This is a genomic window from Aliiroseovarius crassostreae (genome assembly GCF_049803815.1).
Classification (GTDB): domain Bacteria; phylum Pseudomonadota; class Alphaproteobacteria; order Rhodobacterales; family Rhodobacteraceae; genus Aliiroseovarius; species Aliiroseovarius crassostreae_A.
Genome location: NZ_JBNAGI010000004.1, coordinates 193,161 through 215,035, shown reverse-complemented (window position 1 = coordinate 215,035; position 21,875 = coordinate 193,161). Strand labels below are relative to the sequence as shown.

Here is a 21,875-nt window from a genome sequence, read left to right as displayed (position 1 = left end):
TTGCAAAGTCAATCGTGCAAAACTTTGCGGATCAGATTCGGATAAGTTCTGACCGGATTGCGCGCAAAAGAAAAGGGGGCATCCGCCCCCTTTGCCAGCCCGTGACGTGGCGTTTCAGCTGTGTTGATCAGCCGTATTCGGCGACCGGCGTGCCCGCGATGGCCGACATGTTCAACAGGCCCCGCGCGGTGATCGAAGGGGTCACGATATGGGCGCGGTTGCCCATGCCCATCAGGATCGGACCAACCTCCAACCCACCGCCCTTGACCTTCAGCGTGTTGCGCACGGCACTTGCCGCATCCGCGTTGGTGAACACCAGCACATTCGCGGGGCCGTCAAACCGGGCCTCGGGGAAGATGTGCGCGCGCACGTCGGCGTCCAGCGCCGCGTCCACATGCATCTCGCCCTCATAGGCAAAGTCACGCGGGGCACTGTCCAGGATATTGAGGGCAGCCCGCGCCCGTGTTCCGCTGTCGCAGCCATGATTGCCAAACTGCGAATACGAACAAAGCGAGATCTTCGGTTCGACCCCAAAACGGCGCACATGGCGGGCTGCCCCAATCACCGTTTCAGCAAGCTGTTCTGGCGTGGGTTGCGTGTGCACATGGGTGTCCGCAATGAACAGGGGGCCGTCCTGCAAGATCATCAGGCTGAGCGCGCCAACCGGGTGCAACCCGTCGCGGCCAAGGATCTGGTTGATGTAATTGAGGTGCCATTGATACTGGCCGAAGGTGCCGCAGATCAGGCTGTGGGCCTCTTCGCGGTGCACCATGATCGCGCCGATCGCGGTGGTGTTGGTGCGCAGGATCGCCTTGGCAAGGTCGGGGGTGACGCCCTGACGGGCCATGATCTTGTGATAGCTGCCCCAATAGTCACGATAGCGGTCATCCCGTTCCGGGTTCACAATCGCAAAATCACGCCCCGGTTGGATCGCCAGGCCCGCCCGTTCCGCGCGCCGGGCAATCACGTCGGGCCGGCCGATCAGCACCGGCACATCGGTGGTTTCCTCGATCATCGCCTGGGCGGCGCGCAGCACGCGTTCATCCTCGCCCTCGGCAAACACGATCTTGCGGTTCGCTTTACTTGCGGCCTCGAAGACCGGACGCATAATCAAGGCCGAGCGGAACACACTCTCATCAAGCTTGGCCTTGTAGCCTTCCAGGTCTTCGACGGGCCGCGTCGCCACACCGCTTTCCATGGCCGCTTTGGCCACCGCGCTGGCGACAACCCCCATCAGACGGGGATCAAAAGGTTTCGGGATCAGGTAATCGGCGCCAAAGGACAGCTGTTCGCCCTTATAAGCGGCGGCCGCTTCGGCGGATGTGGTGGCGCGGGCCAATTCTGCAATGCCCTCGATACAGCCCAGCTGCATCGCGTCATTGATCTCGGTCGCGCCCACATCCAGCGCACCGCGGAAGATGAACGGGAAACACAGCACATTGTTGACCTGATTGGGAAAATCGCTGCGCCCGGTGGCGATGATCGCATCCGGCGCCACTTTGCGCACCTCGTCCGGCATGATTTCCGGCGTGGGGTTGGCCAGCGCAAAAACGATGGGTTTGTCCGCCATCCTGGAGACCATTTCGGGCTTCAGCACGCCAGGGCCAGACAGACCAAGGAACAGATCCGCGCCTTCGATGACCTCGCTCAGCGTGGCCGGGGTGCTGCCCTGCGCATACTCCGCCTTTTGTGGCGTCATATCCTTTTCGCGGCCCTCGTAAACCAGCCCCTCGATATCGCACAGCCAGACATTTTCGCGTTTGACGCCCAGCTTCAAGAGCATGTTCAGACAGGCGATCCCAGCCGCGCCCCCGCCGGTCGAGACCACTTTGATTTCGGAGAATTTCTTCCCCACCACCTGCAAAGCGTTGGTGGCCGCAGCGCCCACCACAATGGCGGTGCCGTGCTGGTCGTCGTGAAAGACCGGAATGTTCATCCGCTCGCGGCAAATTTGTTCAACGATAAAACAATCGGGGGCCTTGATGTCTTCGAGGTTGATCGCACCAAAGCTGGGTTCCATCGCGCAGATGATATCGGCGAGCTTTTCCGGGTCGCTTTCATTCAACTCGATATCAAAGCAATCGATATTGGCGAACTTCTTGAAAAGAACCGCCTTGCCTTCCATCACGGGTTTCGAGGCAAGCGCGCCGATATTGCCCAGCCCCAACACCGCAGACCCGTTGGTCACCACCGCCACAAGGTTGCCGCGCGCCGTGTAACGGCTTGCCGCTGTTGGATCTTTTGCAATCTCGGTGCTGGCCTCAGCCACACCGGGAGAATAGGCCAGGGCCAGGTCACGCCCGTTGGCCATGGGTTTGGTGGCCTGAATTTCGAGCTTTCCGGGTTTCGGGAACTCATGATAATCCAACGCACGCTTGCGCGAATAATTGTTGTCGCTCATCGAGTCCTCCGTCCTATTTCGTCGATCCAGGTGGATTGTTTAACTTTAAACCATCCGCCAAATTTGCCTGCACTATAAGGAGAAGTGCCCGGCAATCAAGTCGCAATTCCTATCTAATCTGTCGCATTGTCAGGGCGAAATCGCAAGGTGGCGAAAACCGGCCGTCAATGTTTGCGCAAACGTGCTTTGCGCTTGCATCTGGTTTCCCTGCGCGGCAAGTTTGTTCAATTGATCAAAACGGAGGGACTCATGCCGTTGCTTGAGGCTGCCACAGAGGTGCGGGAAAACGCCCATGCGCCGTATTCAAATTTCAAGGTCGGTGCCGCGCTGCGCACCAAATCCGGCACCATCTTTTCCGGCTGCAACGTGGAAAACGTGGCCTATCCCGAAGGCACCTGCGCCGAGGCGGGCGCGATAGCCGCGATGTGTGCGGCGGGCGAGCGCGAGATTGCCGAGGTTCTGGTGATCGCCGACGCGCCGCTGCCGGTCACGCCCTGCGGCGGGTGTCGTCAGAAACTGGCGGAGTTCTCAGACGGCGACGTGCAGATCACCATGACCACCACCGACGGCAAGGCGATGACCATGACCATGGCCGAGCTGTTGCCCGGGGCTTTCACCAACGAACATATGGAAAACTCATGACCCGCGCATTTCTGGTGGTGATGGATTCCGTGGGCTGCGGTGGCGCGCCCGATGCGGATCAGTTCTTCAACGAAAAAACCGTGCCCGACACCGGGTCAAACACGCTGGCCCATATCGCGCAGCACTGCGCCGACGGGTTGGCCGAAGAGGGGCGCTCCGGCCCGTTGAAAATGCCCAACCTCGATGCGCTGGGCCTGTCGGCGGCGGTCAAGATTGCCTCGGGCGACGACATGCCCGGGCTGGGCGGGACGCCGACCGGGCTTTGGGGCGCGGCTCAGGAAATCTCGTCCGGCAAGGACACCCCATCGGGCCATTGGGAAATCGCCGGTGTGCCGGTGCCGTGGGACTGGGGCTATTTCCCCGACACGGTCCCGACCTTCCCCGCCGACCTGACGGCCGAGATCTGTCGCCTCGCGGGCGTGGACGCGGTGTTGGGCGACCGGCACGCCTCGGGCACCGCCATTCTGGATGCGTTGGGCGAAGAACACATGCGCACGGGGCAGCCGATCGTTTACACTTCGGTCGACAGCGTGGTGCAGATCGCCGCCCATGAAGAGACATTTGGGCTTGAGCGACTGGTGACGCTTTGTGAAGACATCGCGCCGATGGTGCACAAGATGAATGTGGGGCGGGTGATTGCGCGCCCCTTCGTCGGTACGGGCGCGGGCGCGTTTACCCGCACCACCAACCGGCGCGATTTTGCGATCACGCCGCCCAGCCCGACCCTGTGTGACTGGGTGGGGGCCGCGGGCGGCACAACCCACGCCATTGGCAAGATCGGCGATATCTTTGCCCATCGCGGCATCGACACGCTGAAAAAAGGTGCGGACCGCGATCTGATGGAGCATCTGGTCGAGAGCTTTGATACGGCCGAGGACGGCGATCTGGTCTTTGCCAATTTTGTCGAGTTTGACGCGCTTTTCGGCCATCGCCGCAATGTGTCTGGCTATGCCAGCGCGCTGGAATGGTTCGACAGTCAAGTGCCGCGCCTGCTTGACAAACTGCGCGAGGGCGACCTGATCATCTTTACCGCTGACCACGGCAATGACCCGACCTGGATTGGCACCGATCACACCCGCGAACGGGTGCCGGTGATTGGGGCCGGGCTTGGTGCCAAAGACATCGGCATCCGTGGTTTTTCTGACATTGGTGCCTCCATCGCCGCCCATCTGGGGCTGGCGGAACGCGGCGCCGGAGAGAGTTTCCTATGAGCTTCCAAACCCTTCCCAAAGTTGAACTGCACATGCACCACGAAGGCGCGGCCCCGCCCGCCTTTATCCGTGGGCTGGCGAAAGAGAAGAATGTCGATATCTCGGGCATTTTCACCCCGGATGGCGGCTATGCCTATCGCGATTTCTGGCATTTTCTTGAGGTCTACGAGGCCGCGACCTCGGTTCTGCAAAGCCCCGAGGATTTTCGCCGCCTGACGCTCGCCATTCTTGAGGAAAGCGCCAAAGAGGGTGTGGTCTACGCGGAAAGCTTCATCTCGCCTGATTTCTGTGGCGGGCGGGATGTGGCCGCGTTCAAGGAGTATCTGGCCGCGATCAAGGATGCGGCGGATCAGGCCGAACGTGATTTCGGCATCACCCTGCGCGGCATTGTCACCTGCATCCGTCACTTCGGCGGAGAAGTTGCGGTTGAAACCGCCAAATGCGCCCAGGAAACCGCAGGCGACTGGATTGTCGGCTTTGGCATGGGCGGGGACGAGAAAGCGGGCAGCCAGTCCGATTTCAAATACGCCTATGACATGGCGCGCGAGGCCGGTCTGCACCTGACCACCCATGCGGGTGAATGGAACGGGCCCGAGGAAATCCGCGAGGCGCTCGATGCGCTGAAAGTCACCCGGATTGGTCACGGCGTGCGCGCGATCGAAGACCGGGCGCTGGTCGACCGGCTGGCAGAGGACGAGATCACGCTGGAGGTCTGCCCCGGGTCGAACGTCTTCCTTGGTGTTTTTGACCGTCTGGAAAATCACCCCATTGCCAAGCTGCGCGAGAGGGGGGTAAAGGTCACAGTATCCACCGATGATCCGCCCTTCTTCCGCACCACGATGTCACAGGAATACGAGGATCTGAACCGGGTCTTCGGCTGGGATGAAAGCGATTTTGCTGACCTCAATCGCGTGGCTTTGGATGGCGCCTTCTGTGACGCAGAGACCAAGGCGCGCATCGCCAAGCTGCTGGAGCCAAAAGATGTATGACCACCTGACCGTCGTTGATCACCCGTTGGTGCAACACAAGCTGACCTTGATGCGCGAAGAGGGCACGCCGACCAGCGTCTTTCGCCAGCTTCTGCGCGAGATCAGCCAGCTTCTGGCCTATGAGATCACCCGCGAATTGCCGATGACGTCTAAAACCATCACCACGCCGATGCAAGAGATGGACGCGCCGACGCTTGCGGGGCGCAAGCTGGCGCTGGTGTCGATCCTGCGCGCGGGCAATGGTCTGTTGGATGGGGTGTTGGAGCTGATCCCCTCGGCCCGGGTGGGGTTTGTTGGGCTTTACCGCGACGAAGAAACGCTGGAGCCGGTGGAGTATTACTTCAAGGTGCCGGACCACATGGATGAACGTCTGGTGATTGCGGTGGATCCGATGCTGGCCACCGGCAACAGCTCGGTCGCGGCGATTGACATGCTGAAAAAAGCGGGCGCCAAGGACATCCGGTTCCTCTGCCTGCTGGCCGCGCCCGAAGGCGTGGCGCGGATGAAAGAGGCGCACCCGGATGTGCCGATCATCACTGCGTCGCTTGACGAAAAGCTGAATGAAAAAGGCTATATCGTGCCCGGTTTGGGCGATGCGGGCGACCGGATGTTCGGCACCAAGTAACCCGGGCCGCCCCGCGCCCATCGGCAAAAAGGCGCTGCCCCGGATCCGGGGCACGCCACAGCGGAAAGCCCTTTGCTTTGGGGGCTTTAATCTACCCCCCTCAAAAGACACACAGAATTTCATATAAATTATCCACAGCGCCTGTGGTGGTCTGTGGATTATCCCTTTACTTGCGTGGGGGTATCCTTCATTCTGGACCACAATATTTTGTGTGGGGGCACAAGAGCATGTTTAAAAAAACCGTGGCCATAATGGCCCTTCTCGCAGGACTATCCGCAACAGGTGCAGAGGCGCTGAGCCTGAAACAGGCCGGGCGACCTGCCGAAAATCCGCCTGCGGGCTACAAAGGGGATACCTATGTGGACAGCCGCGGATGTATTTACATTCGCGCCGGATTTTCAGGCAAAACCACCTGGGTGCCGCGTGTGACGCGCAAGCGCCAGGTGGTCTGCGGGGCACGGCCCAGCGGCGCCGCCAGCCCTTCGGTCGTGGCGAAAGTGCCGCAAGTTGCACCGCAGCCCGCGCCGGTTGCAACCGTGCAGCCGCGCAGTGTTTCGCCTCGCGTGACCGTCGCCCAACCCGCCCCCGTGCGCGGACAACCTCGCTCCACCCGCGTGACCGTGGCGCCGACCCTTGCGCGCCCCGCGCAACCCGGCCCCGCCCTGCCGCCGCGCATCGCCTTTGGCAATGCCGATCAGCTGAACCCGGCCCTGCCGCCGCGCAGCGCCCCGCCGCCCGCGTGGTCCGAGCGGTACACAAGCGTGGCCCCGGTTGCCAATCCGGGTCCCGCGCCCGTGGCGCGGATTGTGCCCGACAGCGGAAAAGTGTCACGCACCGTGCGTGTCAGCTGCCCGGTCAGTGGTAAGGTACGTCCGGTGATGATGAATGGCACGCAGGTTCCGATCCGTTGCAGCGCCGGGCAAAGCACGCCGGTGTCTTATGTGGTGGATCATGGCAATGGCCAGCGCACCCGCGTTGTGACCATACCGCACCCGTCCAAAGCCGCGGCACCACAGGGGCAGAAACTGTCGGATGCCACCGGCCTGCCGGGGCAAACCGTATCCGTGCCGCAAGGCAATGGCAGCCCCGCGCGCAGCTATCGCGTGGTGCGCGGGCGGGATCTGGATAAATCCACCCTGCCGGCCGCAACCGTGATTGCACCGCAAACCTATGTGGCGCTGAACATGCCGGTGCAGGTGCCCAAAGGCTATCGTCCGGCCTGGACCGATGGGCGTCTGAACCCGATGCGCGGCGTGCGCACCATTGGTGGCGACCGGCAAACCGCCCAAATCTGGTCCGAGGGCACGCCACGCCGGCTCTTGGGTGTACAGTTGCCGGACTGACCCCGGTCAAGCAGTTGATGTCAGGATGATGCAATGCACCTCGCGGGTTCGCGGGGTGTTTTTGTGTGCGCAGAGGGGCTATTCGCCGCAAATCCCCTGCAACTGCACCCAATCGCCGTCTGACAAAAGCGGTGTGGCCGCCGCCAGCGGCACCGGGTCCGCTTCGATCAGGGTCAGGGTGCGTTCCCCGGTCAGATCCAGCGCATAGGCATAGGGGGTCGATCGCAGCCCGGCCTCGGCAAAGCGCGGCAAAAGCGCCTCGGCGGTCAGTGGCGCGGGGGGCGAGGTTAACAGCCATTCGGCATAGCTGTCGATCACCTCATTGGGCAGGGCACCCGTGGTCAAAAGCTGTGCGGTCGCCACCAGCCCGGATTGGGTGAGCAGGGCCAGCATCGGGTCAATTTGTTTGCGGCGCTCGTCTTCGGCCAGGATAAACCCGGCCACCACATCCGGTTCCTCGTAATCTTCGATCAGGGCGCGATTGATCAGGGTGATATTGCCGGGCAGGTGGGTGGCGGCCTGCACGCCGCCCGACAGCACAATCAGACGCGGGGCGTTGGCGCCCAAGACGCGCCGCCCCAATGCTTCCAGTGATGACCGCGCCAGCACGCCGTCACATTGCTTGCCGGCAATGCGCCCGATACGATTGAGGATCCTCTGACCAATGGCATCGCGGGTCGAGGTGCCCACCACGGTGGCGGTATAGCTGCGCAGCGCATCCGGCAGCCAAAAGATCCCGCCCAGAACCAGAGCGGACAAGACCGCGCCGCCGATCAGGTGACGCAGGCGGCCGGGTGTGCGGCGGCGTTTTTCCACCGTTTTACGCACCCGCTCGATGCCCTGGATCATGGTGTCATCATCCATTTCCAGCTCTTCGAACACTTCGTCTGACGGCGCAAACCGCGCCGGGCGTTCGCCGGGGTTGATCCGCCGCACGGCGGCCAGCGACCAATGGGTCAGCGCCGTGTCGGACATGTCGGAAATGGTCAGGGATGCCTCGCCCAGCGAGACAATAACATTCACCCGCTGCGCCCCGGGCGAGGCACACCACACACCCGGCGCTTCCAGCCGGTCGTATTTCGTGAGGGCCGTCATAATGGGACGGGGCTGCTCTTGGTTGTTATCATTGCAAAAAGAATAGCCCCGCTTGTGGGGTTTGTCGATTGGGGAGTGGCGAAATACGAAGAAGCCGCGTTGCAATGAAAGTCGCAAAGAAAAAGGGACGGCGCGAGGCCGTCCCTTGGTCTGATTGGTGATGCCTTAGGCTCAGTCTAAAAACGCCTTCTCAACCACGTATTCGGCGGGCTTGGAGTTCGCCCCTTCGGTCAGCCCGTATTCCTCAAGCATTTCCTTGAGTTCCAGGTTGAAGGCCAGGTTGCCGCAGATCATCGCGCGGTCGTTTTTCGGGCAGATCGGCTCCACGCCCAGATCCTTGAACGCCTCGCCCGAGCGCATCAGGTCGGTGATGCGGCCCATCTTGGGGCTCTCTTCACGGGTGGTGGTCGGGTAGTATTTGATCTTCTTCCAGAAGCCTTCGCCGATCACCTCGTTCAGAAGTTCATCGTCTTTCAGCGCCTCGATCAGGTCGCGCCCATAGGTCAGTTCCCCCACTTCGCGGCAGGTATGGGTGATGATCACCTCGTCGTAATCCTCATAGGTCTGCGGTTCACGCAGAAGCGAGGCAAAGGGCGCAAAGCCGGTGCCGGTGGCAAAGAACCAGATCCGCTTGCCGGGAATGAGCGCATCATGCACCAGGGTGCCCACGGGTTTCGGGCGCAAGATCACCTCGTCGCCGGGCTGAATGTGTTGCAGTTTCGAGGTCAGCGGGCCGTCCTGCACTTTGATCGAGTAAAACTCCATCTCCTCATCCCAGCTGGGCGAGGCAATCGAATAGGCGCGCAGAAGCGGCTTTTGCTTGCCGGTTTTCGGGTCCGGGTCGCCCATCAAGCCAATCATTACGAACTCGCCAGACCGGAAGCGAAGCGACGCCGGACGCGTGCAGCGGAAGCTGAACAGGCGGTCGGTATAATGTTTCACCTCGGTCACGGTCTGCGCATCAGGCAGGGTGGGCACGGCTTTTACTTTGGTTGGGGCATCCATTACGGCGGTCACTTCATTCATGAGCTTTACCGGGGCAGCGCGCCCCGGCCTTTCATGTTGCTATATATGGTCTGTAGGGGAAGGGGTCTAGGCTTACGCAGTGCCCATCAGGCGCGACCTATAGTCATAGGCCCGCCAATCGGCGCGATAGACCCAGTCCTCTTCCGGCTGGCGCTGGGCCAGCTCGTCCGAGATTTCCACCTCGTCAAAGCCGGACCGACGGGCCATGGCGTATTGGTCTGAAATCACGTGGCCCTTGGCGCGCAGACGCCCCTGAAAGCCAAGGTCGCGCAAGCGACGGGCCAGGGTAAAGCCGCGACCATCTGCAAAAGACGGGAAATCAATGCGGATCGCGTCGACATTCAACATCAGTTTGCCCAGATCCGCCGGATCGGTGTCGGATGTCAGATCCAGCCCCCGCGTGTCATTGGCGGCGCGTTCGTCCACGCTGGCAAAGCCATGCGCCCAATCGTCCGGGGCGAACCCCGTATCACGTACAATTACAGTCATTGGCTTGCTCCAACTCTGACCATCTTGCCATCCACAAAGTGGATGCCGCATTCCGTTTTTTCCGCCCCGCGCCAGCGACCTGCCCGCGGGTCTTCGCCGGGTTTCACCGGGGATGTGCACGGAGCACAGCCGATCGACGGGAAGCCGCGCCCAACCAGCGGATGGCGGGGCAGGCGGTTGTTGATCATATATTCCTGCACGTCGTCCGGCGCCCAATGGGCCAGCGGGTTCACCTTGATCCGACCATCTTCGATCTCGAAAAACTGCAGGTCCACGCGTTTGCCACCCTGAAACCGTTTGCGCCCGGTGATCCAGCCGTCAAACGGTGCAATTGCATTGGCCAGCGGTTCGACCTTACGCAGCGCGCAGCAGGCATCGGTATCGGCCAGATGCAGGATATTGTCCGGGTCACGTTTGAACACCTGATCGGCATCCGGGTGGATCACCCGCACATCGGTCAGGCCCAGCTTTTCGCTGACCTCCACCTGATACTCCAGCGTCTCCTGAAACAGCATCTGCGTGTCCAGAAAGATCACCGGGGTCGAACGGTCGGCCAGCGCCACCATGTGCAAAAGCACAACGCTTTCCGCACCAAAGCTCGACACCATGGCCAGCGGGCCGATTTCCGGCGCAGCCAGCGCATCGCGCACCACCTGGGTGGCCGAATGATGTTTATAGCGTGCGTTCAGATCCGCGACACGTTCTTCCAGCGGGGCGAGGGGGGCTTCAAGCGGCATGGCTTTTGTCCTCCGGATAAAGCGCCGCCTTGAACGGCGCGTCGCCCAGACGGCGGAAGGCCTCAAGGAAGGTCTCGTCCGGGCTTTCGCGCAGGTCGAGATAGGCCAAGAGGATACGCTCAATCGCCGGCACAATCTGGTCATAGGAAAACCCCGGCCCGGCGCGTTTGCCGATCACCGTGTCGGCCCCACCATCGCCACCAAGGGTGATCTGGTAGTTTTCAACACCCGCGCGATCCAGACCCAGAATGCCGATATGGCCCAGGTGGTGATGCCCGCAGGCATTGATGCAGCCCGAGATCTTCAGCTTGATCGGCCCGATGTCATGTTCCAGCTTCAGCGCGTCAAAGCGTTCCGCGATGTTTTGCGCGACCGGAATGGCGCGGGCCGTGGCCAGCGCGCAGTAATCCATGCCGGGGCAGGCGATGATATCGGACACCAGACCGGCGTTGGCGGTGGCCAGACCATGGGCGCGCAGGGTGGCGTAGATCTTCGGCAGGTCCGATTTGTGGATATGCGGCAGGATCACGTTCTGCTCGTGGCTGATGCGAATGTCACCATAGCCGAAATCCTGTGCCAGATCGGCAATCACCCGCATCTGTTCTGCGGTCGCATCGCCCGGTGTCTCGCCGTGGGCCTTGAGCGAAATGGTCACAATCGCATGATCCGCATCACGGTGTGCCGACAGGTTGGTGTCGGCAAAGCTGCGGAAGCCCGGATCGGTCGCATAAGCCGCGTCATAGGCACCGGTGTCTGCTGATTTCAGCGACGGGGCCGGGAAGCCTGCTTTGATGCGGGCGAAATGGTCCTGGTCCACACCGGAAAACAGCGGGCGGATCTGCGCAAACCGCGCGTCGACCAGTTCGCGGATCTTGTCGATCCCGTTTTCCATTGTGGTGATCTTGATGCGCGCCTTATACTTGTTGTCGCGGCGGCCCAGCGTGTTGTAGACGCTGACGATCGCCTCAAGATAGGGCAGCAGGTCTTCGCGCGGCAGGAAATCATTGAGCACCTGGCCGATGACCGGGGTGCGGCCAAGGCCACCGCCAACAATGATTTCATAGCCGACCTCGCCGTCCCGTTCGACAATGCGGATGCCCACATCATGCGCCTTGGTCACAGCGCGATCTTCCTTGGACCCGGTCACCGCCAGCTTGAACTTGCGCGGCAGGAACTGAAACTCCGGGTGATCGGTGGACCATTGGCGGATGAGCTCGGCCGTGGGACGCGGATCTTCGATCTCATCCGCCGCCGCACCCGCGAAATGATCCGCGGTCACGTTACGAATGGTGTTGCCCGAGGTCTGGATCGCGTGCATGCGCACGTCCGCCAGCGCCTCCAGCATGTCGGGAATGTCGGTCAGGTGCGGCCAGTTGTATTGGATGTTCTGGCGGGTGGTGAAATGGCCATAGCCCTTGTCGAACCGCTCGGCCAGATAGGCCAGCTGGCGCATCTGGTCCGGGTTCAGCGTGCCATAGGGGATGGCGACCCGCAGCATATAGGCATGAAGCTGCAGATAGACGCCGTTCATCAGGCGCAGCGGCTTGAACTCATCCTCGGTCAGCGCGCCCGAGACCCGGCGTTCCACCTGTTTGCGGAACTGGGCGGTGCGGTTGCGGACAAAAGCGTCGTCGAAATCAGCGTAATCATACATTGGCGTGCACCTCGTGCTGGCGTTCCTGTTTGCCGTGAAGCCGGTTCGACGGGCCTTTTGCCCGGAACGCTTCGCGGAAATGGGTGGGTTCCGGGCCGTTTGCGCCCAGCTTCGCGTCAGCCAAATAGGGGCCAACGGCGATATGCGGTTGGGTTTCCGCCTCAAAAAGACGCGCGTTTGCGGCCTCTTCGGTGTCCAGGAAAGCGGCCATACACATCTCGCGCACCCAGCTTCCGTCCTCGGCAAGATAAATCACATCCCCGGTCACAAGATCATTTGCGGTCACGATTTTGGGTGTAAACGGGCGCGGCATGGCCAGTCCTTTCCTATTGCATTCCGGGGTTATATAGGACATTTTCCCTGTAATTGGCACTCACCGGCGGTAGATAAGGAAAATTGTTCCCCTTTAGGCGCCGCTTGGAACGCCTGACCTGAAATGAAGGAAAAACCGGAATGTCCGTTCGGCTCGATGAGATCGACAAGAAAATCCTGCGCGAGCTGCAACGCGATGCAGGCCAGTCGCTTGACGTCATTGCCCGCAAAGTGGGCTCGTCCAAAACCCCCGTCTGGAATCGCATCCGCAAGCTGCGCGAAGCGGGCGTGATCGGCCAGAACACCATGGTGATGGATGCCGACAGCCTGGGGTTCGAAGCCTGCTTCTTTGTGCTCATCCGCACATCCGAGCATGAGGCCGATTGGCAGGGCAAGTTCCTGAAAGCCTTGAAGGAACGCCCCGAAGTGATGGAGGCGCACCGGCTGGCAGGCGAGATTGATTACATCCTCAAGGTCCGCGTCGAAAACGCCCGCGCTTATGACGAGTTTTATCAGGCGCTGATTTCCGAGGTGAAGATCTTCAACGTGACCGCGCTGTTGTCGATGGAAGAGATCAAGTTCTCAACCGAGTTGCCGATCTGAGGGGGAAGGGGCGCTGCCCCTCGCGAGACAAGCTCGCTCACCCCGAGGTATTTCTGGCAAGAAAAAGGCGCAAGGATTTGTTAACCATGATCTGACAAGAAGAGTGGACGGGACCGGCAGAGGTGCCGATGACCGCGCAGGGACAAGGCAAATCGCTTTGAGAAGAGGAGCCGCGCGCCCCTCTTTTTTTTGCCAAAAATACCTTCGCCGAAGGCAAGAATACCACCGAGCGCAGCGAGGCCACGCCACCCAGCCGGGCCGGCGCGCCAGCGACGAACCGGGTAGGCGGAACACCATGTGCAGATAACCGGTGGTCAAGGCGCGCGCGCGTTCTTATGCTCCGCCCATGGTCAAGTCCTTGCGTTCCATATGGGTTTTGGGGTTCCTCATCGCCGTCACGCTGTTTAGCGCCGGGGTGTGGACCCTGTCCTGGCAATCCGCGTTGAAAGCGCTGGAAGAGCGTGGGCGCACCGACCTGACCCTTGCCTCTGACCGTCTGACCCGCCACCTGCTGCGTTATCGCGAGTTGGCAGTGATCCTGTCCGGCCACCCGGAACTGGTGGCGCGATTGAAGGGGCAGGGCGGTGCGCGCGACGCCACCGCGCTTCTGCAATCCATGGCGGACAAGACCGGAGCCCGGGCGGTCAGCCTGGTGGACCGAAACGGGCTGGTTCTGGCCTCCACCGACCTGTCGCCCCTGCCGCACAACCCTTTGGTTCCCCCGCTGCGCCGGGCCTTGAACGGCGCGCTTGGGACGGCGAACGCCACACAGGTGGCCGACAATGGTCTGACCCGCCGCCTGTTCACTTTTGCCGCCCCCGTTCACACGGGCCCCGGCCCGGCGCAGGGCGCGGTGGTGACCGAGGTCGACATCTGGCTCTTTGAACAAAACTGGCCCACCAGTGCCGCCGCCGTCTATTTCGTCAACGCCCGCGGGCAGGTCTTTGTCACCAACCGGTCCGAACTGATGCTGACCGACCGTTTTGGCGATGAGGGCTTTCCCATCCACACCCGGCAAAACTGGTTTGGCCATGAGGTCTGGACCCTTGAGGGCGGGCCGTATCTACCGCGCCAGGCGGTGCACCTGTCAGCCAAACTGCCGGTGATCGATATGACCGCCGAAATCCTGCTCGACACTGCCCCGGCCACACGCACGGCCACCTTGCAGGCGATTGCGGCTGCGGCGGTCTGTCTGGTGTTCGGGGCGGTGCTTTTGGTACTGGCTGAACGGCGCCGGGCACTGTCGGACCGGCTGACGGTCGAGGCCGCGGCCAACGCGCGGCTGGAAGCACGGGTGGCGGAACGCACCCGCGCTCTGAAGGACGCCAATGACGAGCTGCGTCAGGCGCAGGCCGATCTGGTGCAGGCGGGAAAACTCTCCGCTTTGGGGCAGATGTCAGCGGGCATCAGCCACGAGCTGAACCAGCCCCTCATGGCCATTCGCAGCTTTGCCGACAACGGCACGGAATTTCTGAACCGCGGCGCGCCGGCGCAGGCGGGGGCGAACCTAGGCCGCATCTCGGAACTTGCGGGCCGGATGGACCGGATCATCAAAAACCTGCGCGCCTTTGCCCGCAATGAAAGCGAACCCCTGGGCAAGGTCGATATCGCGCATGTGATTGACACGGCTGTGGAATTGACCGGGGCCCGGCTGCGCGCGGATGGCGTGGATCTTGACTGGGCCCGTCCCGACACCCCGATCTATGTGCGCGGCGGAGAGGTGCGTATGGGGCAGGTTTTCGTGAACCTGATCAACAACGCCGCTGACGCCATGGCCGGGCAATCGCACAAGCAGATCACCCTACGCCTTGCCCAATCCGACCGCATCACTGTCAGCGTTGCCGACACCGGGCCGGGCATCGCCGACACCGATAAGATCTTTGAACCCTTCTATTCCACCAAACAGGTGGGCGAAGAGGGGATGGGCCTCGGCCTGTCGATCTCTTATGGTCTGGTGCAAAGTTTCGGCGGCGACATTCGTGGCCGCAACAGTGTGCACGGCGCGGTGTTTACCGTGGAACTCGACCGGTGGGAGGAGAGCGCATGACCACGCAGGTGTTATTGGTGGATGATGATGCGATGGTGCGCGAGGCGCTGGGCCAGACGCTGGATCTGGCAGGCTATGACGCAGTGCTGGCGGGCAGCTATATTGAGGCAAAAGACCACGTGGCGCGCGATTTCCCGGGCGTGGTGGTCAGCGATATTCGGATGCCGGGCAAAGATGGGTTTCAGCTTCTGGATTGGGTGCAGGGAGTGGATCCGGACCTGCCGGTGATCTTGCTCACCGGTGAAGGCGACATCCCGATGGCGGTGCGCGGCATGACCGCGGGCGCCTTTGATTTTCTGGAAAAACCCTGTGATACCAATGTGTTCCTCTCGGTGGTGGAGCGCGCTCTGTCGACCCGCGCGCTGGTTCTGGAGAACCGCGCGCTGAAACAATCGCTGGAACAGGGCGACGCGGCCTCGCGGCTGTTGTTTGGGGAAAGCGTGCAGGCCGAAGAGCTGCGGTCGCGGGTGCGGGCTGTGGCGGGGATGCAGGCTGAGGTGCTGATTTGCGGCGAACCGGGATCGGGCACTGCGAAGGTGGGCGAGGTGGTGCATCTTTTGTCGGCAGGGGCCATGCGCCCCCTGGTGAAACGCCCGGCGGCGGGGCTGACGCCAGAGGGGTTGGCCGAGGCCTATGAACGGGCCGAGGGCGGCACGCTCTTTCTGGATGAAATCGCAGCCCTCGACCCCACAACACAGTTTGCGCTGTTGGATTTGTTGGAGAAACACGGCGAGACCCGCGTGGTGGTCGGCACCTATCGCGATCTGGCCGCAGAGGTGGCCGAGGGACGTTTTAATCCCGATCTGTTCTACAAGCTTGACGTCTTGCGCGTGCGCATCCCGGCCATTCGCGAACGCAAGGACGATATCCCGGTGCTGTTTCGTCATTATGTGTCGATCGCCAGCGAACAGGCCGCGCTGACCCCGCCGGAAATCAGCCAGGAGGTGATCTCGCAACTCATGGCGCAGGATTGGCCGGGTAATGCGCGGGCGCTGATGAACACGGCGATGCGTTTTGCCATGGGGCTGGGGTTGGGCGACGTGGAGGACGGCGAGGGCGAACGCCCGGGCCTTGCGCAACAGCTCGCCCAAGTGGAACGCACCCTGCTGATCGAAGCGCTGCGGCGACACCGCGGCGGCGCCACGGCGGCGGCCAAAGACCTGAAACTCCCGCGTAAGACGTTTTACGATAAGCTCACACGGCATGGGATCCGGGCGGAGGATTATCGGGGGTGAGTGCCTTGACTAGTTGGGTGTTACCAGCTTCTCCAGAGCAATGGTTTGGGTTATTCGAAACCCTTCGTTGAAGTTGAAGCGAGGTTTGATCGGTTTTGGGCGGCTAAAGAAGCGCCTTTTCGCCTTGTCGACATCGACCTTTGTCTCTGCTGATCTCACGCAAAGTTCCAGATAATAGCAACCCGGAGGGCCGAGATCGGCCAGTTTTCCAAACTTACCCAAATCACTCGACAGACCGTTTGGCATTTCGTGCAGCTGACGCTCGAAGTGCGGCAACTGTGGGCCGTTGTGCAGGTTCAACTGGCAGACTTCCCCCGCTTGCAATTGAGACGGGAGCGGCGTGGCGGGGATCAATGCTTCGCCGTCAACATTATTGCCCCCTTTGCCTGGGTGCCCAAGATAGTTGGAGTAAGACAGGATGTACGAAGCCCTGAAGTCCAGTTTTTCATCGGTGGTGTTTTCAAGAATGGCTTCCAGCCGGAAATCCGGATCTGCCAAATTGCCAGAGCAGACAAGCTGGATGGTAATCTGCGAAGGTTTCAATGAGAAAGGGGCTGGGCCGCGACTGAATTGGGACATTGGAAAATCCATACTGATAATATGGCCAATCAAAATGCCGTGCAGGCAAAAGTCAACATATGAAGGGTATTGAGGTGACTCGCGAAATTGTGCGGAAAATCGCACATGGTGGAAATGCCCTGTGTGAAATTTCGCTCACTTGGCCTGCAATTATAACTTCCGGGTTTCCTGCTGTCTCTGTAAGTATCTGAAAAAGAAATTAAAAAATTCTCTTGGTTTAATCTCAATCTCTCCCCTTGGCAGGCCCCGCCGCCCCATGCCCCAATGGCGTCAACATCCGTTTCAAGGATGTAGGAAGCAATTCTGTCTGGGAGGACATCTTATGAAATTCCTTACTCTGGCCGCATCGGCCATCGCTCTGACCGTTTCCATGGGCACCGCGCAGGCGGCCTGTGATGACGGTGAGATCGTGATCAAGTTCAGCCATGTGACCAATGCCGACAAGCACCCCAAGGGGATCGCCGCGTCGCTGCTGGAGCAACGCGTGAACGACGAGATGAACGGCAAAGCCTGTATGGAGGTGTTCCCGAACTCGACGCTTTATAACGACAACCAGGTGCTGGAAGCGATGCTGCAGGGTGACGTGCAGATGGCCGCGCCCAGCCTGTCGAAGTTCGAAGCCTTCACCAAGAAATTCCGCATCTTTGACCTGCCCTTCATGTTCAAAAACATGGACGCGGTGGACGCGTTCCAACAGTCGGACACCGGTCAGGCGATGAAAGAAACCATGACCCGTCGTGGTCTGCTGGGGCTGGCGTTCTGGCACAATGGCCTGAAACAGTTCTCGGCCAACAAGCCGCTGGAAATGCCCTCTGACGCGGCTGGTCTGAAATTCCGCGTGCAAACCTCGGACGTGCTGGTGGCGCAGATGGAAGCAATTGGCGCAAGCCCGCAGCCGATGGCGTTTTCCGAGGTCTACGGCGCGCTGCAAACCGGCGTTGTGGACGGTCAGGAAAACACCTGGTCGAACATCTACGGCAAGAAGTTCTTTGAGGTTCAGGACGGCGTAACCGAAACCAACCACGGCATCATCGACTATCTGGTTGTGACCAATGTGGACTGGTGGGAAGGCCTGCCGGGCGACGTGCGGGACCAGCTGGCGCAGATCATGAAAGAAGTGACCGAGCAGCGCAACGGCGAAGCCTTTGCCGTGAACGAAGCCGCAAAACAGTCGATCATCGACGCCGGTGGCGTGGTGCGCCAACTGACCGCCGAACAGCGCGAAGCCTGGGTTGCTGCCATGAAACCGGTCTGGGCCCAGTTTGAAGGCGACGTGGGCGCCGAGAACATCGCAGAAGCACAAAAAATCAACGAGATGCACTAAGATCGTAACTGCGTAACGAGTGTTTGGGTACACTTGATTTCCTCCGGGGCCTGCCGGTCCGTGGGCCCCGGAATTTCCCAAATTTCCTGACAAAACTTCGGGCGAAATGCGTGCGTGTATTTCGATCTTGCCCCCGGTCTGCCCGGCGGCGAGAGGGGACGAGAAGGGGGCGATATGAGCCATTCATCCACACAAAAACACGGGTTCGAGGAAACGGCAATTGCCGTGCTGCTGGGCCTGATGACCATGATCACGTTCGTCAACGTGGTGCTGCGCTATGTGTTCAACAGCACCATCATCTGGGGGCTGGAGGTCGTACTGATCCTCTTTGCCTGGCTGGTGCTGTTTGGCGTGAGCTACGGGGTCAAGATCACCGCGCATCTGGGCGTGGACGCGCTGACCAACATTATGACACCGGGGTTGCGCAAGACCGTGGCGCTGGTGGCGGGCGCGATCTGCATCGCCTATGCGTTCCTGCTGCTCAAGGGCGCGTGGGATTACTGGGCGCCTTACGCGGCCCTTGATCGCACCTCGGGTCGCTGGTTCCCCACGGGGTTCGAGAAGACCCGCGATCAGGCCTGGTACATCACCGATCAGGTGCCGATGCCGGAATTTCTGCGCTTTCTGGAGGGCATGATCAACCAGGGCGAAACCTATGACAAACTGCCCCGCGTGATCCCCTATGCGATCCTGCCGGTGGGCATGGCGCTGCTGCTGTTTCGCTTTGTCCAGGCGTTCATCCGCATCTGGACCGGCCGTCAGGACAGCCTGATTGTCAGCCACGAGGTCGAGGATGAGATCGACCAAATCCAACATGATGATGACGGCGACGATACCGCCGCAAAACCGGAGAGCTGATCCATGGACGTCGTCTTTCTTTTTCTGATGGTCATCGGGTTTTTGATGATCGGCGTGCCGATTGCGGTGGCGCTGGGCATGAGCTCGATCCTGTTCCTTCTGCTCTTCTCCGACACCTCGCTCGCGTCGGTTGCGCAGAGCTTTTATCAGGCGGAAGCAGGGCATTATACGCTGCTTGCGATCCCCTTCTTCATCCTCGCCTCAAGCTTCATGTCGACCGGCGGTGTGGCGCAACGGATCATCCGCTTTTCCATCGCCTGTGTGGGGCATATGCGGGGTGGTCTGGCGATTGCGGGCGTCTTTGCCTGTATGCTTTTTGCCGCCCTCTCGGGCTCATCCCCCGCCACCGTTGTCGCCATCGGGACGATCGTGATCGCCGCGATGCGTCAGGTGGGCTACACCAAGGATTTCGCCGCAGGTGTGATCTGTAACGCGGGCACGCTGGGCATCCTCATTCCGCCCTCGATTGTGATGGTGGTTTACGCCTCGGCGGTGGAAGTCTCGGTTGGCCGCATGTTCCTGGCCGGTGTCATTCCCGGCATCATGGCCGGTGTCATGCTGATGATCGCCATCTACGTGATCGCCACCATCAAGAACATGCCGAAGGGCGAGTTCGCGGGCATCAAGGAAGTGCTCGAAAGCTTTGGCGATGCAGTCTGGGGTCTTTTGCTGATCGTGATCATCATGGTGGGCATCTACGGCATTCCCGGCATCACCGGCGCGCTTTTCACCCCGACAGAAGCCGCCGCCGTGGCCTCCGTCTACGCCTTCATTGTCGCCACTTTCATCTATCGCGACATGGGGCCGCTGGCGGACAAGGGGAATGGCAAGAAAACCGTCTTTCAACGCCCGCAGGCGCTGATCACCGCGTTTTTCCACGAGGACACCCGCAAGACGCTGTTTGATGCGGGCAAGCTGACCATCACCTTGATGTTCATCATCGCCAACGCGCTGATCCTGAAACACGTGCTGACCGACGAGCAGATCCCGCAGCAAATCGCCGGTGCGATGCTGTCGGCGGGCTTTGGCAAGATCATGTTCCTGATCATCGTGAATGTGATCTTGCTCATTGGCGGGCAGTTCATGGAACCCTCGGGCCTGATCGTGATTGTGGCGCCGCTGGTCTTCCCGATTGCCATCGAACTGGGCGTCGATCCGATCCATCTGGGCATCATCATGGTGGTGAACATGGAAATCGGCATGATCACCCCGCCGGTGGGTCTGAACCTCTTTGTGACCTCAGGCGTGGCCGGGATGCCGATGATGAAAGTGGTGAAAGCGGCGGCCCCGTTCCTCGCCGTGCTCTTCGTCTTCCTGATCCTGGTGACGTATGTTCCGTTCCTGTCGACCTGGTTGCCGACCACGCTGATGGGACCAGAGATCATCACCAAGTAGCAAAATACGGGCGAGGGGCGCTGCCCCTCGAACCCCGGGATACTTATGACAAGAAAAAGAGGGCGCGGGTTTTCGGACCTGCGCCTTTTTGCTGCCTTGGGAGAAGGGGGCAGGGGGCGCGATGAAAAGGGGCGCAAAAAAAGGGACCGCGCAAATGCGACGGCCCCTGGCACTTGCTACGCAACCTGAACATTTATCTGCGCCGAACACACCCGGCGCAAACGGTACACTCAACACCTGAATGCAGTGTTACAGTGTAAAGGTTGCGAAAGCCTTTATGCTTACTGCTTCATCTTGCAGGTCTTGATGCCGAGGATCGCATAGGGCGGGCACCAGCCGATGATGGCCGTGGCCAGCGGCACAATGCCAATCCAGGCCCAGATCGGGCCACCCATCAGCGCCCAGACGATCAGGGCTGCGCCGATTGCGATGCGGATGATGCGGTCAATGCCACCGATATTTTTGGTCATGAGAGTGTCTCCTGTTCTATCTGGCAACAGGATAGGCCGGGGCGCGGGCTATGGCATGTGACCCTGTCACATTCGGGATAGATTTTCTGATCAAAGTGCGGGGCCGCGGCGGATCTCTTCCAATTTGGCGGCATCGCGGATGGTGACCACGCCGCGTTCCTGCGCCACCACGCCTGCCTGCGCCAGTTTGTCGAGCCGGCGCGACACCACCTCGCGGGCGGTGCCGATGGCGGTGGCAATCTCGGCCTGGGTCATCTTCAGACAACGATCCGGCCCGGTTTTATCAGGGGTGGCGCGATCCAGGATCAGGGCGGCGAGCCGCGCCTCAACCGACATGAAACTGACGTTCTCGACCAGTTGCATCATCGCCTGCATCCGCTCGGCAAAGGCGCCAAACACAAGGCGGCGAAACTTCGAAGAACTGTCCAAAAGCGCAAAAAACACGTCGCGCGGAATGACCACCAGACGGCAGGGCGTTTCCGCCAGCGCCTCGCCGGTATAGGCGTCGCCGCCCAAAAGCCCCAAGGTGGATTGAACACAGCTTTCCCCCGGGGCCACGCGATAGAGAAGAATATCCCGCCCATTGGGACCAATCAGGTTCACATCCACCTGACCAGACAGCATGACAACATAACCCTTCACCGCCTCGCCGGGCTGAAAGAGCGTGGCGCCCTTGGGAACCTCCAAAGGCGCCAAAGTATCCAGAAGCGCGCGGGCCGGGGCGTCCAACCCGGCCATGTCTGCGCTGTCCTGCGTCCAGCTCATGCGAACCTCCCACAGCTCGTACCGCCTTCTATCACGTTGCATCCGCAACGACATGGCGCAGATGGTCACACCCTG

The 21,875-nt window shown here is 60.9% G+C and carries 21 protein-coding genes; 11 read left to right on the top strand and 10 right to left on the bottom strand.

All coding sequences use genetic code 11. The annotated features are described in order from the left end of the window. Positions 1-127: 127 nt before the first annotated feature. Positions 128-2,401, bottom strand: a complete 2,274-nt coding sequence (locus tag ACP15V_RS12595; protein WP_424944052.1) for an NADP-dependent malic enzyme — start codon at positions 2,399-2,401, stop codon at positions 128-130. A 249-nt stretch (positions 2,402-2,650) separates the two neighbouring features. On the opposite strand from ACP15V_RS12595, the gene cdd reads away from it, so the two are divergent. From cdd to ACP15V_RS12570, 5 genes are all read left to right on the top strand, one after another. Further along, positions 2,651-3,043 (top strand): cytidine deaminase, encoded by a 393-nt coding sequence (gene cdd, locus ACP15V_RS12590; RefSeq protein ID WP_424944051.1) that lies wholly within the window; start codon positions 2,651-2,653, stop codon positions 3,041-3,043. Continuing rightward, positions 3,040-4,254 (top strand): phosphopentomutase, encoded by a 1,215-nt coding sequence (locus ACP15V_RS12585; RefSeq protein ID WP_424944050.1) that lies wholly within the window; start codon positions 3,040-3,042, stop codon positions 4,252-4,254. The genes cdd and ACP15V_RS12585 overlap by 4 nt, the downstream gene beginning before the upstream one ends. Next, the gene (locus ACP15V_RS12580) at positions 4,251-5,243 is read left to right on the top strand and encodes an adenosine deaminase (RefSeq protein ID WP_424944049.1); all 993 of its coding nucleotides are present in this window, start codon (positions 4,251-4,253) and stop codon (positions 5,241-5,243) included. Before ACP15V_RS12585 ends, ACP15V_RS12580 begins: the two co-directional genes overlap by 4 nt. Beyond that, a complete protein-coding gene (gene upp, locus ACP15V_RS12575) occupies positions 5,236-5,868 on the top strand; it encodes a uracil phosphoribosyltransferase (RefSeq protein ID WP_424944048.1) in 633 nt (210 codons plus the stop codon). Before ACP15V_RS12580 ends, upp begins: the two co-directional genes overlap by 8 nt. A 227-nt stretch (positions 5,869-6,095) precedes the next feature. Further along, entirely contained in the window at positions 6,096-7,211 is a 1,116-nt protein-coding gene (locus ACP15V_RS12570; protein WP_424944047.1) for a hypothetical protein, read from the top strand. A gap of 78 nt (positions 7,212-7,289) precedes the next feature. Here the strand turns inward: ACP15V_RS12570 and ACP15V_RS12565 are convergent, their stop codons facing one another. The 6 genes from ACP15V_RS12565 to ACP15V_RS12540 form a co-directional block, all read right to left on the bottom strand. Continuing rightward, entirely contained in the window at positions 7,290-8,306 is a 1,017-nt protein-coding gene (locus ACP15V_RS12565) for a hypothetical protein (protein WP_424944046.1), read from the bottom strand. A 171-nt stretch (positions 8,307-8,477) separates the two neighbouring features. Continuing rightward, positions 8,478-9,332 (bottom strand): ferredoxin--NADP reductase, encoded by an 855-nt coding sequence (locus ACP15V_RS12560; RefSeq protein WP_424944045.1) that lies wholly within the window; start codon positions 9,330-9,332, stop codon positions 8,478-8,480. Between the two features lie 72 nt (positions 9,333-9,404). Next, complete coding sequence (locus tag ACP15V_RS12555; RefSeq protein WP_424944044.1) at positions 9,405-9,821, bottom strand: DUF934 domain-containing protein; 417 nt, start codon at positions 9,819-9,821, stop codon at positions 9,405-9,407. Beyond that, complete coding sequence (locus tag ACP15V_RS12550; protein WP_424944043.1) at positions 9,818-10,558, bottom strand: phosphoadenylyl-sulfate reductase; 741 nt, start codon at positions 10,556-10,558, stop codon at positions 9,818-9,820. Before ACP15V_RS12550 ends, ACP15V_RS12555 begins: the two co-directional genes overlap by 4 nt. After that, entirely contained in the window at positions 10,548-12,212 is a 1,665-nt protein-coding gene (locus tag ACP15V_RS12545) for a nitrite/sulfite reductase (protein WP_424944042.1), read from the bottom strand. Before ACP15V_RS12545 ends, ACP15V_RS12550 begins: the two co-directional genes overlap by 11 nt. Further along, positions 12,205-12,525, bottom strand: coding sequence for a DUF2849 domain-containing protein (locus ACP15V_RS12540; RefSeq protein ID WP_424944041.1), 321 nt, complete (start codon positions 12,523-12,525; stop codon positions 12,205-12,207). The genes ACP15V_RS12545 and ACP15V_RS12540 overlap by 8 nt, the downstream gene beginning before the upstream one ends. 140 nt (positions 12,526-12,665) lie before the next feature. Here ACP15V_RS12540 and ACP15V_RS12535 point away from each other — a divergent pair, with 140 nt between their 5' ends. The 3 genes from ACP15V_RS12535 (at position 12,666) to ACP15V_RS12525 (ending at position 16,409) form a co-directional block, all read left to right on the top strand. After that, positions 12,666-13,127 (top strand): Lrp/AsnC family transcriptional regulator, encoded by a 462-nt coding sequence (locus tag ACP15V_RS12535; protein ID WP_424944040.1) that lies wholly within the window; start codon positions 12,666-12,668, stop codon positions 13,125-13,127. Positions 13,128-13,485: 358 nt separating this feature from the next. Continuing rightward, the gene (locus tag ACP15V_RS12530; protein WP_424944039.1) at positions 13,486-15,174 is read left to right on the top strand and encodes a sensor histidine kinase; all 1,689 of its coding nucleotides are present in this window, start codon (positions 13,486-13,488) and stop codon (positions 15,172-15,174) included. Further along, positions 15,171-16,409 (top strand): sigma-54-dependent transcriptional regulator, encoded by a 1,239-nt coding sequence (locus tag ACP15V_RS12525; protein ID WP_424944038.1) that lies wholly within the window; start codon positions 15,171-15,173, stop codon positions 16,407-16,409. Before ACP15V_RS12530 ends, ACP15V_RS12525 begins: the two co-directional genes overlap by 4 nt. A 9-nt stretch (positions 16,410-16,418) precedes the next feature. Here ACP15V_RS12525 and ACP15V_RS12520 read toward each other — a convergent pair whose 3' ends face one another. Continuing rightward, positions 16,419-16,988 (bottom strand): hypothetical protein, encoded by a 570-nt coding sequence (locus ACP15V_RS12520; RefSeq protein ID WP_424944037.1) that lies wholly within the window; start codon positions 16,986-16,988, stop codon positions 16,419-16,421. Positions 16,989-17,310: 322 nt separating this feature from the next. Between ACP15V_RS12520 and ACP15V_RS12515 the strand changes: the two genes are divergently transcribed. From ACP15V_RS12515 to ACP15V_RS12505, 3 genes are all read left to right on the top strand, one after another. Next, entirely contained in the window at positions 17,311-18,312 is a 1,002-nt protein-coding gene (locus ACP15V_RS12515; protein ID WP_424944036.1) for a DctP family TRAP transporter solute-binding subunit, read from the top strand. A 174-nt stretch (positions 18,313-18,486) separates the two neighbouring features. After that, the gene (locus tag ACP15V_RS12510; RefSeq protein WP_424944035.1) at positions 18,487-19,170 is read left to right on the top strand and encodes a TRAP transporter small permease; all 684 of its coding nucleotides are present in this window, start codon (positions 18,487-18,489) and stop codon (positions 19,168-19,170) included. Positions 19,171-19,173: 3 nt separating this feature from the next. Beyond that, positions 19,174-20,565, top strand: coding sequence for a TRAP transporter large permease (locus ACP15V_RS12505; protein ID WP_424944034.1), 1,392 nt, complete (start codon positions 19,174-19,176; stop codon positions 20,563-20,565). 281 nt (positions 20,566-20,846) lie between these two features. Here the strand turns inward: ACP15V_RS12505 and ACP15V_RS12500 are convergent, their stop codons facing one another. Together ACP15V_RS12500 and ACP15V_RS12495 are read right to left on the bottom strand one after the other, a co-directional pair. After that, positions 20,847-21,035, bottom strand: a complete 189-nt coding sequence (locus tag ACP15V_RS12500) for a YgaP family membrane protein (RefSeq protein WP_424944033.1) — start codon at positions 21,033-21,035, stop codon at positions 20,847-20,849. Positions 21,036-21,125: 90 nt separating this feature from the next. After that, on the bottom strand, positions 21,126-21,800 hold the full coding sequence (locus tag ACP15V_RS12495; protein WP_424944032.1) for a Crp/Fnr family transcriptional regulator: 675 nt from the start codon (positions 21,798-21,800) through the stop codon (positions 21,126-21,128). Between the last annotated feature and the right edge of the window lie 75 nt (positions 21,801-21,875).